A 13,501-nucleotide genomic window follows, 5' to 3' on the forward strand; every position below is an offset into this window, starting at 1 on the left:
CGTAGAGGAGAACCACCATGCCCGTTGATCCCACTGGAGCAGACCTGACGCGTTATCTCAGCGAGGACCCAGGGGGTCCCGTGGTGATGCTCAACCTGATCAAGCTGCGCGCCGACGGGGGAGCGGAGGGCTACCGCGCCTACTGCGACGCCTTCGCCCATCATGCGGGCCGGTTCGGTGCGCAGCTGCTGCACGTCGGCGACCTCGGTACCGAGGTCGTGCGCCGCGATGACTTCGACTGGGACGTCGTGCTGTTCGTGCAGTACCCGTCGCGCCAGGCGTTCAGCGACATGGTGGCCGACCCCGAGTACCAGAAGATCACCCACCTGCGCTCCGAGTCGGTCTCCGATGCGGTCCTGCAGGCGTCCACGCCGTGGTCGTAGGACCGACGCACCGCCTCGTCGCGGCGCCGCACGAGCCTGTCGCGTCAGGCCGGTTCTTCGGCCGGTTCCGTCGCGTGGGCCTGCGCGGAGTGCTGGCCGACCTGAACCGGACCGGCAGCCATGTCGAGGTGCCGGGGGCGGCGCCCGTCGCGGGCATGGCCTGGCAGCGCGACGACCAAGAGACCGAGCGGTGGTTCCCGCAGGGCATCACCACGTCAGCTGATGCCTACGGTGCCGATCCGAGCGGAGGGATGTTCGAGGGCCACGACGTGGTGATGACGAGCTGGTACAGCCACGGGTGGCTCGGCTGGCTCCAGCTGGGCTCGCGCATCTCGGTGATCGACTGGCACGACGACGAGCCGCCGCGCTATCGCCACGTCCTGCTGGTCGAGCCGCGCCGGTTCCTGCTGTTCTTCCACCGGTTGCGACCGGTACGCGTGCACGCCGGGGGAATCGTCTGGTACGGCAAACACCTGTTCGTCGCGGGCAGCTCCTCGGGGATTCGGGTGTTCCGGCTCGACGACGTCGTCCGGCTGCGCAATCGATTCCGGACCAAGGGCTACCGCTACGCGCTGCCCCAGGTCTCCTCGTTCATCGCCGAGCACGAGGGCGACACCAAGGCGATGACGTACTCGTTCATGTCGTTGGACCGCGCTGGGGAGGAGGACCACCTGGTCGCGGGCGAGTACGGCCGCAAGGGTGGAAGTCACCGGCTCGTCCGATACCTGATCGACCGCGACACCGAGCTCCTGCGCTGTGACGACCGCGGTCGGGCCCTGCCGAGCGACCTGCACGACCAGCAGGTCGTCCGCATGCAGGGCGCCGTGATCGCCGACGGGACCTGGGCGGTGACGTCGAGCAATGGCGAGGACAACCCCGGTGATCTCTGGACCGGCGCACCGGGAGCGTTCGTGCGCCATCGCGGAGTGCTGCCCACCGGGCCCGAAGACATCACCTACCTCCCGCAGCGGCACCAGCTGTGGTCGTTGACCGAGTGGCCCGGACGCCGCTGGGTCTACGCGATCGATGGCGAGCGCTGGCTCGGCCCGCAGGCCGACACGCCTTAGGACGATTCCAGTCGCTGGATCAGCTCGCCCACGGCCTGGTCGTTTCCGGCCAGGTGCCAGCGGTGTCCTCGATGTTCGACGACCTCGGCCCGGCCGCCGGCGGCGCGCACCAGGGCCTGCCCCGGCAGCCAGTCCCAGTCCGGGGCGGAGTGCTGCGCCCAGACGCCGATGCGGCCGCCGGCGACGCTGGCCAGGTCACACGACCCGGATCCGAGGATGCGGGGAGTGGCGACACTGCCGACCAGGGCCAGCCAGACGTCGCGGACGTCCGGGTCCTCCAGCGTCACGGGGTGCACGTAGGTGGCCAGGCTGCATTCACCCAAGGGCCTGTCAGCCAGCTGGCCCACGGGCACCTCGTCGAGGCTCGTGGGGTGGTCGCGTCCGCCCAGCCACGTCTCGCCGGTGACGGGTTGGTGCACGGCACCGAGCACGGGGCCATCAGCATCCTCGAGCGCGATCGCGCTGCACCAGTAGGCCAGGCCGCTGAAGAAGTTGTAGGTGCCGTCGACCGGGTCGATCACCCACCTGCGGCCGCTCGAACCGTCTCGCTCGGTCCCTTCCTCGCCCAGCAGCCCGTCCTCGGGACGCTCGGTCGCCAGGATCGACGTGATCAGCTCCTCGGCGGCGTGGTCGGCGGCGGTGACGACATCACTGATCGACGTCTTCTGCTCGGCATCGAGGCCGCCAGCTCGCATCGAGGCGGCCAGAGCGCCTGCCTCCCTGACGAGATGGACGGCGAGTTCGGCGTCGGTTCGGCTCACTCCTCGAGCCTAGTGCTTCAAGATCAACGGTTGGGGTGACACCCGGCCAGTCTGCGTGCCATGGGACGACCACTTGCCGGCACCTGGCGAGCCCACCGCGCCGCGCGAGGTCCGGCCGCTAACATTGCGTGGACACGTCACTGTGTCCGTCAGTTTCGTGGGAGGAAAACCTTGTCGATCGCATCCGACATCGATCTCAGCCAGTTCGACACCCCCGGCCGGGGGCGCGGGCTGCTGGACGTCTTCTCGCGCGGCTACCTGTTGCGTCTGCTGGTACGTCAGGGAACAGCCACGCGATACCGCAACTCGGTGCTCGGCTGGACCTGGTCGTACCTCAAGCCAGCGACCCAGTTCCTCGTGTACTACTTCGTGCTCGGTCTCGTGCTGCAGATGCAGCGCAACGTCGAGAACTACCCCATCTATCTGTTCACCGCGATCATCGTGATCAACCTGTTCAGCGAGGGCTTCGGCAACGCGACCACCGCGATCACCGAGAACAGTGCCCTGGTGCGCAAGATCTACATGCCACGCGAGCTCTTTCCGGTGGCAGCCATCATCGTGTCGCTGATCCACTTCGTGCCGCAGGCCATCATCCTGCTCCTCGCCTGCGCGCTGGTCGGGTGGACACCGAGCCTCCTCGGCACGGGGATCTTCCTGGCGGGTGTCCTGATGATCGCCGTCTTCTCGCTGGGCCTCGGCATGATGTTCGGAGCAGTCAACGTGCGCTTCCGAGATGCCCAGAACTTCGTGGACATCATCAAGATGGTGGCCTTCTGGTCCGCTCCGGCGGTCTACACCTGGCAGATGGTGGCCGTCGCCCTGCCCGACTGGGCGTTCCGCATCTACTTCTCCAATCCGCTGGTGATCGGTGTCGAGATGTTTCACGTGGCGATGTGGGACCCGACCACCGACGTCGGAACGCAGTGGCCGACGTACGCGGGTGTGCACATCGCGATCGCCTGCTTCATCAGTGTGGCTTCCCTCGTGATCGGCCAGGCCATGTTCCGCCGGTTCGAGCGCACCTTCGCCCAGGATCTGTGAGGGCCTCATGACGAATCGACCCCAGACCCACCGACCCCAGCCCAGCATCGTCGTGGACGACGTCTCCAAGGCGTTCCTGAAGCGACGCACTCACTCCCTCAAGGAGGCAGCCGTCTCCTTCGTGCAGCGCAAGCAAGTGCGCGCCGAACGCTTCGAGGCACTCAGGGGCGTGAGCTTTCGAGTCGAGGAGGGCGAGTCGGTCGCGGTCCTCGGCCTGAACGGTTCGGGAAAGTCGACCACGCTCAAGCTCATCTCCGGCGTCCTCGAACCCGATGACGGTCGTGTGTACACCCGCGGGCGGGTGGCCGGACTCATCGAGGTGGGCGCCGGGTTCCATCCCGAGCTGTCGGGTCGCGAGAACGTGTTCCTGAACGCCGCGATCCTCGGTATGGAGCGTGAAGAGATCGAGGAGCGATTCGACGACATCGTCGAGTTCTCCGAGATCTCCGACCACATCGATCAGGAGGTCAAGAACTACTCCTCGGGCATGTTCATGCGCCTGGCCTTCTCGGTGGCGATCCACGTGGACGTCGACATCCTGCTGGTCGATGAGGTCCTGTCGGTCGGCGACGCCCCGTTCCGCGCCAAGTGCGAGAAGCGCATCGCCGAGCTCACCGACCGCGGCGTCACGATGCTGGTGGTCAGCCACAGCCTCGACATGGTCGAACGGCTCTGCACGCGTGGCATCGTCCTGCAGCAGGGTGACGTGGTCTTCGACGGCCCGGTCAGTGAGGCCGTCACCTACATCCGCTGAGCAGGTCTCAGTGGCGCGGATTGCGGGTGAGCCGCCGCCAGACGCCCGAGACTCGCGAGCTGAAGGATCGTGATCGTTCGAACGAGGTCAAGATGTCCTCGCGCACCGCTCCCAGCTCGTGGCGCAGCGTCTCCAGCTCGCGGCTGACGTGGTGGAACCGTTCCGCGTCCCTCTCGGCTAGGGCGTTCGCGTGATGCTCGAGGTCCCAGAAGCGCTGGTCGACGAACTTGGTCAGGTACAGCAGATCTCCGTCGCCCTCGCGCTGCACGTGCTCACGTAGTCGAGCATCGCGAATCCACTTGTCGTAGTGCAGGTGGCTGGACTGCTCGGCGATCACGCTGTTGCCCAACGCGCCGTGCACGCCGGGACGTTGGTACCAGTACGCGAGCACGTCCTCACCCAGGTACTCCAACGGCCAACGGGTCAGCACCTTGCGGTTGAAGTCCCAGTCGCCGACGACCGCGAGGTCCTCGCGGTACTGCCCCAGCACCTCGTGGATCTCACGCCGGTACAAGAACCCGATCGGGACGAACCGGTTGAACAGCAGCACGTCGGCCAGGAAGGGAGCCGTGAGCTGGGGTTGGAAGGGCTCGCGTCGCTGCTCGACGAGGGTCTCGTCCTCCCACACGATCTCGATGCGGCCCACCACGCCGGGGGCGTTCTCGTGCTCGGCGAGGTAGTCCACGCCACGCTGCAGAAAATCGGGATGCCAGGCGTCGTCGTCGTCGTGCAGCACCACCAGCGGGGCGGTGGCGACGTCGAGTCCGTGGTTGGCACTCGGCCAGCGACCCCGACTGGACGCGTGATGCAGCACCTCGACCCGGTCAGTCAAGCTGGCCTGCGCGATGACGTCCTCGAGCACCGAGGGGTCCCCGCCGTCGTTGACCACGATGATCCGCCAGTTCGTGAAGACCTGACCGTCAATGCTCCGCAACGCTCGATCGACAAGTTTCGGACGGTCCTTGGTGCGCATGATGATGTCGACGGCGGCCGTCATGTGATCTCCATCGGTGGGGGTCTGGCGGGCCGAGCCTATCGTTGTGAGTCGAGGTTCGCGCGATGTGTGTCCGGTCACCACCAGGGTGAGACTGAGAGGCACACGCGCCGTTCTCAGGTTGTGTCGGTAATGTCGTCGGCTTGCCCCGATCTCGGGGACCGCACCTGTCCGACCACCCCGAGGACTTCGCGCATGACCGACGTTTCTCCGCGCCACCGCGCGGTCAAGCACCGAGCACCCCGCGCTCGCCCCCGCTACACCTCCCGCCACGCCTTGGCTGCTGCAGCCATCGGCGGAGTGCTGGTGACTGGTGGAGTGGTGGGTGCGCAGGCTCTGGGTGGCTCCTCAACCGCTCCGGCTGATGCGGCCGCCGGCGAAGTTCCCGTGGCCAGCCGTCTGACCGTCGACGGCGACGTGTCGCGCAGCGCCGACCGCGCACCCTTGTCGGCCGTCGAGGAGGCCGCGGAGATAGCGCGCTCCAGCGCGGAGAAGGCCGACCAGGACGAAGCCGACCAAGCCGCCGCGGAGAAGAAGAAGGCGGCCGAGCAGCAGAAAAAGGACGACGCTGCGGCGGCCGAGAAGCAGAAGATCGAAGAGGCGCGCAGCAATCCGAAGGCGGTCGCGAGGCAGCTGATGCCCGAGTACGGCTTCGACGCCAGCCAGTTCAGCTGCCTGGACTCGTTGTGGGCCGGTGAGAGCGACTGGGACTACACCGCGACCAACCCGTCCTCAGGCGCCTACGGCATCCCGCAGTCGCTGCCGGCCACCAAGATGGCCACCGCGGGTGACGACTGGCAGACCAATCCCATCACGCAGATCCGGTGGGGTCTGCAGTACATCAGCGAGGCCTACGGGACGCCGTGCGCGGCCAACACGTTCAAGGCCGGCAACAACTTCTACTGAGCAACGTCGACCGGTTCGATCGGAACCGTGTCTCGCGCTGGTGAGGTGAACAGCAGGCGCGTCGCCGTGCCGACCAGTACCGCGGCCCCCATCAGGTGGACGGCCACGAGAGCGATCGGCAGGTCGGTCAGATACTGCACGAACCCGATCAGGCCCTGGGCCAGCTCCACCACCAGCAGCACGACTGCCGCGGATCGCACGGCTCCGGACGAGCGCCAGATGCACAGGACGGTGAGGGCCACCAGGACGTAGACGCTGGCCGCATGGACATGGCTCATCACCTGAGGGTCGAGGCCGTTGCGCGGCGCGTTGACGTCCCCGGCGTGCGGGCCGGCGCCGGTCACGACGGTGCCGAGGTAGACCGCCACCCACGTGACGGCGTAGACGGCCAGCACGAGCGGGGAGGCCGTGGCGGTGGGTTCGTCTCCGCGCACCCACAACAGCAGCAAAACCGAAAGAGCGACCAGCCCGAGCGACAAGATCAGGTGCAGCGCCACGATCCACGGGTTCAGATTGGTCAGCACCGTGATCCCACCGATGACACCCTGGAACGGCACACCGACCGCGATGACGACGGCCAGCTGCCGCAACGACCGTGACGTCTGCGCCCAGCGCCAGACCGCGACGACCATGGCCACGACGACCGCGATCAGCACGTAGGTCAGCATCCGATTGCCGAACTCGATGACGCCGTGGAATCCGAGCTCACGGTGTGGGACGAATGACTCCTCCGTGCACCGGGGCCACGTCGGGCAGCCGAGGCCGGAGCCGGTCAGCCGCACCAGGCCACCGGTGAGAATGATTCCGGTGTTCGCCACCAAGGTCGCGACCGCCCACCAGATGACCGTGCGTCGTCCGTCGCCGCGAGGATCGGCGTCGGGACGAAGTGGGTTCGGGATCATTCCCATGTGAAGGTCCTCGAGACGAGTAGGCCGGCGCTGACGGCCCAGACAGCCAGCACGACGAGCGAGAAGGGATCAGGACCGAGCCCGGCGAAGGTGTCGCGCAGACCCTGACCCAGGGCGCCGGACGGCAGCAGCTCCAGGAGGTGCCGCACTTGGTCGGGATAGCGCGACAGCGGGACGAGCAGGCCCCCGCCGACCAGGAGCAGCACGTACACGAGGTTGGCGACGGCGAGAGTCGCCTCGGCTCGAAGCGTTCCAGCGATCAGCAGCCCGAGCGATCCGAATGCTGCGGTGCCCAGTACGACCAGCAGCAACATCTCGGCGATGGCGGCGGCGCCGCCCGCCGGCTGCCAGCCCAGCGCGAACCCGACGCCCGACAGCACGGCGAGCTGCACGATCTCCACGACCACGATCGCGGCGACCTTGGCGACCAGGAGACCCCAGCGGGGCAGCGGCGAGGCACCGAGTCGCTTGATGATGCCGTAGCGGCGCTCGAATCCGGTGGCGATCGCCAGCGAGGTGAACGAGGTCGACAGGACGGCCAGCGCCAGGATGCCGGGCGTGATGATGTCGATGGGACGTCCGGGCCCGAGGTCGACGATCGCGTCGGAGCGGGCACCCAGCACCAGCAGTAGCAGCGGGATGACCAGAGCCAGCAGCAGCTGTTCGCCGTTGCGCGACAACAGCCGGAGCTCCATGACGGCCTGGCTGCGCACCATCGCCGGGTACCGAGCGGCTCCGGGACGGGGGGAGAGGTCGAGGACGCTCGTCTCGGGCGTCTGCCGTGATGTCATCGCAACGTCCGTCCCGTGAGATCGAGGAAGCGATCCTCGAGGCTCTGGCGCTCGACGAGCACCGAGTCGATCAGCACGTGCTGACCGGCACACCACGCGGTGAGGGAGGCCAGCAGGGCCGGGTCGATCTCACCGGTGACCACGTAGGAACCGGCCTCGGGTTCATCGACCTTGGTGTCGTGGGGGAGAGCCAGCATGAGTGCCTCGAGGTCGATACCGGAGCGGGCCACGAACCGGATCGTGTTCTGCGCACCGGTCAGAGCGAGCTCCTCGACCGTTCCTTCGGCGATCACATGGCCGTGGTCGACGATGTGTACGCGGTCGCTGAGCGCCTCGGCCTCGTCCATGAAGTGGGTGGACAGCACCGTGGTGACGCCGTGGCCGCGCAGCTCGTTGATCAGGTCCCACGTGGCGTGCCGCGCGGCAGGGTCGAGGCCGGCCGTGGGTTCGTCGAGGAAGAGCAGCTCGGGTCGGCCGACGACCGCCATGGCAAGGCTGAGCCGCTGCTGCTGCCCGCCGGACAGGCGGCGGTACGGGGTGCGCCCGTAGTGCTGCATGCCGAGTCGCTCGATCAGCAGGTCGACGTCGAGCGGGTGGGCGTGCAGGGACGCCATGTGTCGGACCATCTCGTGCGTGCGAGCGCCCGACCAGGCTCCACCGGACTGCAGCATGACGCCCACGCGTGGGCGCAGAGCCGTGGCATCGGCCCGGGGGTCGAGCCCCAGCACGCGCACCGAACCGGACTGCGGCTCCCGGAACCCTTCGCAGGTCTCGATCGTGGTCGTCTTGCCGGCGCCGTTGGGGCCGAGGATCGAGGTGACCGTGCCGGGCGCGATGCTCAGCGAGAGCCCGTCGACTGCTGTCATGTCGCCGTAGCGCATGACGAGGTCGGTGACCTCGACGGCAGGCTGATTCACCCACCCAGTGTAGGTGGCTCACGCAGGATCGCCGTCGCCGGTCGCACTCCTCAGACGGCAGCCACGGTCTAGGCTGCGGCCATGAGATTCCAGCTCCGGCGGGTGTGCCCGGTCCTCGGCCCGTTCGGCAGGGGCGCCTGACGTGGACCTGCCGGTGATGCCCCCGCTGAAGCCGATGCTCGCCAAGTCCATCAAGGGCGTACCGGCCGCCGACTCGGTCGAGGGCGGCCTGTCCTTCGAGCCGAAGTGGGACGGCTTCCGGTGCGTGGTCTTCCGCGACGGTGACGAGGTGGTGCTGGGCAGTCGCTCCACCAAGGACCTCGCCCGCTACTTCCCGGACCTGGTGGCGGCCCTGCTGCGGGAGCTGCCTGAACGCATCGTGCTCGACGGGGAGATCGTGCTCGCCGTGGACGGGCGGTTGGAGTTCGACGTGCTCTCGCAGCGCATCCACCCGGCAGCGTCCCGCGTGGACATGCTGGCCGAGACGACTCCGGCCTCGTTCGTTGCCTTCGACCTGCTGGCGCTCGGCGACGAGTCGTTCATCGACCGTCCGTTCGCGATGCGTCGCGCAGGTCTGGAGCGCGCCCTGTCGAACGCGACGGCCCCCGTGCATCTGACTCGAACCACGACGGACGCCGCCGTGGCCACCGAGTGGTTCGGGATCTTTGAGGGCGCGGGACTCGACGGGGTGGTCGCCAAGGCACTGGCCAAGCCGTACGCGCCCAACGGCCGCACGATGCTCAAGATCAAGCACGCCCGCACCGCTGACGTCGTGGTGGCCGGCTTCCGGCTCCACAAGACCTCCACCGAAGAGCGCCCGCTGCTGGGCTCGATGCTGCTGGGTCTGTTCAACGACGAGGGTGTCTTGCAGCACGTCGGCGTCGCGGCCTCGTTCACCGAGGCTCGGCGGGCCGACCTGTTCGATCAGCTCGATGCGATGCGGATCCCCCTGGCGGAGCACCCCTGGGGAGCGTGGCAGCAGGCCGAGGCGCACGAGAGCGACCGACTGCCCGGCGGGCAGAGCAGGTGGACCGGCACCAAGGACCTGTCGTTCACGACGATCGCACCCACGCTGGTCGCCGAGGTCGGGTACGAGCACATGGAGGGCACCCGGTTTCGGCACACGGCCCAGTTCAAGCGTTGGCGCGACGACCGAGAACCGTCCTCGTGCACGTATGAACAGCTCGAAGAGGTCGCCTCCTACGACCTCGCCGCCGTTCTCGAATAGAGGGTGCAGGTCTGATCGGGAGTGACCGGGGCTGGGAGATACTGAACCCATGTGCGGTATCGCTGTGGTTCACGATTTGACCGGTCCGGCCCCCTTGTCTTCGCGTCTGGATCGGACTCGCGAGCTCGGCGAGGAGATGCTCGCCGAGCTGCATCACCGTGGCCCTGACGGCTCGGGCACGCGGCAGGTCGGCCCGACCTGGTTGGGCCACACCCGGCTGGCCATCGTCGACCTGGACGGCGGCGAGCAGCCGCTGCGCAGCCCCGACGGTGAGCACTGGGTCGTCGCCAACGGCGAGATCTACAACCACGTCGAGCTGCGAGCGCGGCTCGGCGGTGACTTCCGGACCTCCTCGGACTCCGAGGTCGTGCTGCGGGTCGTCGAGCGGCTCGGTACCGACGGCATCCACGACATGCGTGGCATGTATGCCTGGGCCGTGGCATCGCGTGACGGTTCACTGGTCCTGGCCCGTGACCCGCTCGGGGTGAAACCGCTGTACTGGGCGCGCCACGACGGCCGCATCCTGGCCGCGTCGGAGCTGCGCGCGTTCCCGCCCGAGGTGCGACCGTTCGTCGAGGAGTTCCCGCCCGGTCACCACTGGAGCTCTGGCGGAGGCCTGGTGGCCTTCGTGGACCTGCGTACCGATCCGCTGGGCGTCGAGGCCGGTCCGCTGCCGGCCTTCACCGATCGAGACCGCGCGAAGACAGCCGTCCGGGAGACGTTGATGACGGCCGTCGACGAACGCACCATGGCCGATGTACCGGTCGGTGTCTTCCTGTCTGGCGGGCTCGACTCCAGCATCATCGCTGCCATCTTGGCCAGGCTCGCCCCGGCAGGGACCCCTGTGCACTCCTTTGCTGCAGGTACTCCGGACTCCAGCGATCTGGTCGCCGCTCGGGTCGTCGCCGACCATCTGGGTCTGGTGCACCATGAGCGGATCTACACCGACGACGACGTGGTCGACGCGCTGCCCGACGTGGTCCGGTCGATCGAGAGCTACGAGCCGTCGCTGGTGCGCAGCGCCGTGCCGAACTTCCTGCTCTCAGAGCTGGCCGCTCGACACGTCAAGGTCGTCCTCACCGGTGAGGGAGCTGATGAGCTGTTCGCTGGTTACCACCATCTGCGCGCCATGGATGTAGCCGAGCTGCGCGCTGCGCTGGCCGATGGGATCGACACGTTGCACCACCTGAACCTCCAGCGGTGCGATCGCGTCACGATGGCCTTTGGTCTGGAGGCTCGCGTCCCCTTCCTGTCCCGGGATCTGCTCGCCGTGGCGGGGCGGATCCCGATGGAGTGGAAGCTGCTGGGTGAGGATGGCCACGAGCAGGCTCAGGAGAAGGCGCTGCTGCGGGAGGCCTTCGAGGGCTGGCTGCCGCAGGAGATCCTGTGGCGACGCAAGGAACAGTTCGGAGATGGCTCCGGAACGGCGGACGTGATGGCTCGTCAGGCTGAACGGCTGGTGCCCGAGCAGGACTGGGAGTCCGAACAGATCGAGGGCCTGCCGGCGGCACGCACCCGCGAGGAGCTGGGATATCAGCGGATCTTCGCCGGAGTCCTCGCCGGCGTGCGGGCCGAGCAGGTGCTGGGTCGCTTTGCCACCGCATGAGGCAAGGTCTCCCCTCGGGCTCGTCGGGCTGAGCGCAGTCGAGATCGCGTCCGGGGTGAGACGCGGACGACTCCGCGCCGTCGACGTGGCGCAGGCGCACCTGACCCGTTGGTCCGATGACCGCACCAACGCTGTGCTGGGCGTCGACCGCCGACGCGTGATGGCGCAGGCCGCCGCCGTCGATGCCTCCGCCGACCGGGACACGTTGCCGCTGGCGGGAGTGCCCGTGATCGTCAAGGACAACATCGACGTCGGCGGCGAGGTCACGGCGGCGGGGTCGGCCGCTCATGACGGTGTGCCGGCGGCAGCGGACTCGGTGCTGGTGGCCCGACTGCGGGCTGCGGGTGCCGTGCTGGTGGGGCGGGCCAACATGGACGAGCTGGCGATGGGTGCCTCGACGCAGACCTCGGCCCACGGCCCGACGCGCAACCCCGTCGATCACCGGCGTTCTCCTGGTGGAAGCAGCGGCGGATGCGCCGCTGCGGTCGCCGGTCACGTGGCACCTCTGGCGGTGGGCACCGACACGGGTGGCTCGATCCGCGAGCCGGCCTCGCAGTGCGGTGTCCTGGGCATGGCGCCCTCGCCTGGACTCGTGCCGATGGGTGGCGTGCTGCCTTTCATGCCTCAGCTGGACCGCGCCGGCCCGCTGGCCCGGTCGGCCGAGGACCTGACGGTCCTGCTCGACGTTCTGTCCGGGGGATCCATCCCGAACGCGCAGCCGGTGCGTCGCGTGGGCGTCGTCGCCGAGCTGGTCGGATCGCGAAACCAGGCGGACGTGACCCGGCTCTTCACAGCATGGCTCCGCGTCGTGGCGTCGACGGGCGTCGAGATCGTGACGGTGTCGGTGCCAGATGCGCCGCACGCACTGGACGCCTACATGACGACGACCTCGGTGGCCGCGCTGGACTGGCTCGATCCGTGGTTGGCCAGTGGGCGGGCGGGGGAGGAGGTCGTTCGACGGGCCGACTACGGCGCTCGCCTCCTCGAGGGTGGCGGCGAACGCGTTGCGTGGGCCGAGCACATGACCACCAGGGTGCGCGAGCAGGTGGCTGACGCCCTGACCGACGTGGATGTGCTCGTGTCGCCGACCATGCCCACCGTGGCTCCGCTGCTGGTCGGGCCGGTCACCCCCGAGGAGCTGGCCGACCCCCTGGCCGCGCCCTACACGGACTGCTGGACAGTCGTGGCCAATCTGGCGGGCGTTCCGGCGCTGTCGGTCCCGATGGCGACCGATGGTCTACCGATCGGTGCGATGCTGATGGGACGGCCGGGCGGGGATGCAGCTCTGCTCGATCTCGCGATCCGGGTGCACCGGGCGCTCAGTCGCCACCCATCTGGTGAAGGCGCCGCAGGAATGTCTCGTCGGGAATGAGGGAGTCCCCCGAGCGGAGATCTTCCGCCAGAGCCACGGGCAGTGCGCCTGCGGTTTTCATCTCGGTGTGCAGGTCCTGCATCCGGTGATCCAGCGTCGCGGCCGACTCGGCGGCCTCCTTGAGCCCGTCGAGCAGTGACGGCGGCACGTCATCGCGGTACTTGTAGAAGATCTTGTGCTCCGTGCTGGCCCAGAAGTCCATCGCGATGGTGCGCATCTGCACCTCCACGAGCACGGGAGCCGGCCCGTCGGTCAAGAACACCGGGACCTCGATCAGCGCGTGCAGGCTGCGGTAGCCGTTGGCCTTGGGGCGCTCGATGTAGTCGCGGACGTCCACCACGGTGATGTCGTCCTGCGAGCACAGCTGGTCGAACACGCGGCGCACGTCGGACACGAAGCTGCACACGACCCGGACACCAGCGATGTCGGTGATGGTCTGCTGGATCGAGGAGAAGGTGGGCTCGGTGCCCTTGCGTGCCATCTTCTCCACGACGCTCTCGGGCCGCTTGAGGCGCGAGGAGATGCTCTCGATCGGATTCTCGTCGTGCAGATGGGCGTACTCGTCACGCAGGATCGACAACTTGGTGACGACCTCGTCGATGCCGAACCGGTACCGCATCATGAAGCGGGTGAAGTCCTGTCGGAGCTGGTGCAGATCGCCATCGACCTCGACCTGCTCGATCAATCGACCCAGGTCAAGGCCACGCGGGGATTCGTCCACGGCCCCACTGTAGACAACGGCCCGGTCCGTCGAGGTGCTCGCCGTGAGCCCG

The 13,501-nt window shown here is 68.1% G+C and carries 14 protein-coding genes; 8 read left to right on the top strand and 6 right to left on the bottom strand.

Annotation, left to right across the window (positions count from 1 at the left end; all coding sequences use genetic code 11):
- Positions 1-17: 17 nt before the first annotated feature.
- Positions 18-383, top strand: a complete 366-nt coding sequence (locus ACHAA3_RS13445) for a DUF1330 domain-containing protein (RefSeq protein ID WP_435709539.1) — start codon at positions 18-20, stop codon at positions 381-383.
- Positions 374-1,450: a hypothetical protein gene (locus tag ACHAA3_RS13450; protein ID WP_435709540.1), complete on the top strand. Its 1,077-nt coding sequence runs from the start codon at positions 374-376 to the stop codon at positions 1,448-1,450. Before ACHAA3_RS13445 ends, ACHAA3_RS13450 begins: the two co-directional genes overlap by 10 nt.
- Here ACHAA3_RS13450 and ACHAA3_RS13455 read toward each other — a convergent pair.
- Positions 1,447-2,211, bottom strand: a complete 765-nt coding sequence (locus tag ACHAA3_RS13455; RefSeq protein WP_435709541.1) for an inositol monophosphatase family protein — start codon at positions 2,209-2,211, stop codon at positions 1,447-1,449. The two genes, ACHAA3_RS13450 and ACHAA3_RS13455, sit on opposite strands and share 4 nt — an antisense overlap.
- A gap of 171 nt (positions 2,212-2,382) precedes the next feature.
- On the opposite strand from ACHAA3_RS13455, the gene ACHAA3_RS13460 reads away from it, so the two are divergent.
- Positions 2,383-3,252, top strand: a complete 870-nt coding sequence (locus ACHAA3_RS13460; protein ID WP_435709542.1) for an ABC transporter permease — start codon at positions 2,383-2,385, stop codon at positions 3,250-3,252.
- A 7-nt stretch (positions 3,253-3,259) separates the two neighbouring features.
- Positions 3,260-4,006, top strand: coding sequence for an ABC transporter ATP-binding protein (locus ACHAA3_RS13465; RefSeq protein WP_435709543.1), 747 nt, complete (start codon positions 3,260-3,262; stop codon positions 4,004-4,006).
- Between the two features lie 7 nt (positions 4,007-4,013).
- Here ACHAA3_RS13465 and ACHAA3_RS13470 read toward each other — a convergent pair whose 3' ends face one another.
- Positions 4,014-5,003, bottom strand: coding sequence for a glycosyltransferase family 2 protein (locus ACHAA3_RS13470; protein ID WP_435709544.1), 990 nt, complete (start codon positions 5,001-5,003; stop codon positions 4,014-4,016).
- A 192-nt stretch (positions 5,004-5,195) separates the two neighbouring features.
- Here ACHAA3_RS13470 and ACHAA3_RS13475 point away from each other — a divergent pair, with 192 nt between their 5' ends.
- Positions 5,196-5,906 carry a lytic transglycosylase domain-containing protein gene (locus tag ACHAA3_RS13475; RefSeq protein WP_435709545.1) on the top strand — a complete coding sequence of 237 codons (711 nt, stop codon included), beginning with the start codon at positions 5,196-5,198 and terminating at the stop codon, positions 5,904-5,906.
- Here the strand turns inward: ACHAA3_RS13475 and ACHAA3_RS13480 are convergent.
- The 3 genes from ACHAA3_RS13480 to ACHAA3_RS13490 are packed head-to-tail and all read right to left on the bottom strand — an operon-like array spanning position 5,900 to position 8,522.
- Positions 5,900-6,814, bottom strand: a complete 915-nt coding sequence (locus ACHAA3_RS13480; RefSeq protein WP_435709546.1) for a COX15/CtaA family protein — start codon at positions 6,812-6,814, stop codon at positions 5,900-5,902. The genes ACHAA3_RS13475 and ACHAA3_RS13480 overlap by 7 nt on opposite strands.
- Positions 6,805-7,605, bottom strand: coding sequence for an ABC transporter permease (locus ACHAA3_RS13485; protein WP_435709547.1), 801 nt, complete (start codon positions 7,603-7,605; stop codon positions 6,805-6,807). The genes ACHAA3_RS13480 and ACHAA3_RS13485 overlap by 10 nt, the downstream gene beginning before the upstream one ends.
- Positions 7,602-8,522: an ABC transporter ATP-binding protein gene (locus ACHAA3_RS13490; RefSeq protein ID WP_435709548.1), complete on the bottom strand. Its 921-nt coding sequence runs from the start codon at positions 8,520-8,522 to the stop codon at positions 7,602-7,604. Before ACHAA3_RS13490 ends, ACHAA3_RS13485 begins: the two co-directional genes overlap by 4 nt.
- A gap of 142 nt (positions 8,523-8,664) precedes the next feature.
- Here ACHAA3_RS13490 and ACHAA3_RS13495 point away from each other — a divergent pair, with 142 nt between their 5' ends.
- From ACHAA3_RS13495 to ACHAA3_RS13505, 3 genes are all read left to right on the top strand, one after another.
- Complete coding sequence (locus tag ACHAA3_RS13495; RefSeq protein WP_435709549.1) at positions 8,665-9,750, top strand: ATP-dependent DNA ligase; 1,086 nt, start codon at positions 8,665-8,667, stop codon at positions 9,748-9,750.
- A gap of 64 nt (positions 9,751-9,814) precedes the next feature.
- Positions 9,815-11,356, top strand: a complete 1,542-nt coding sequence (gene asnB, locus ACHAA3_RS13500) for an asparagine synthase (glutamine-hydrolyzing) (protein ID WP_435709550.1) — start codon at positions 9,815-9,817, stop codon at positions 11,354-11,356.
- A 55-nt stretch (positions 11,357-11,411) separates the two neighbouring features.
- Positions 11,412-12,728: an amidase gene (locus ACHAA3_RS13505; RefSeq protein WP_435709551.1), complete on the top strand. Its 1,317-nt coding sequence runs from the start codon at positions 11,412-11,414 to the stop codon at positions 12,726-12,728.
- Here the strand turns inward: ACHAA3_RS13505 and ACHAA3_RS13510 are convergent.
- Positions 12,676-13,449 carry a GTP pyrophosphokinase gene (locus ACHAA3_RS13510; RefSeq protein ID WP_435709552.1) on the bottom strand — a complete coding sequence of 258 codons (774 nt, stop codon included), beginning with the start codon at positions 13,447-13,449 and terminating at the stop codon, positions 12,676-12,678. The genes ACHAA3_RS13505 and ACHAA3_RS13510 overlap by 53 nt on opposite strands.
- Positions 13,450-13,501: the final 52 nt, after the last annotated feature.

Origin of the sequence: Aeromicrobium sp. CF3.5 (assembly GCF_051262695.1) — a bacterium.
Classification (GTDB): Bacteria; Actinomycetota; Actinomycetes; order Propionibacteriales; family Nocardioidaceae; genus Aeromicrobium.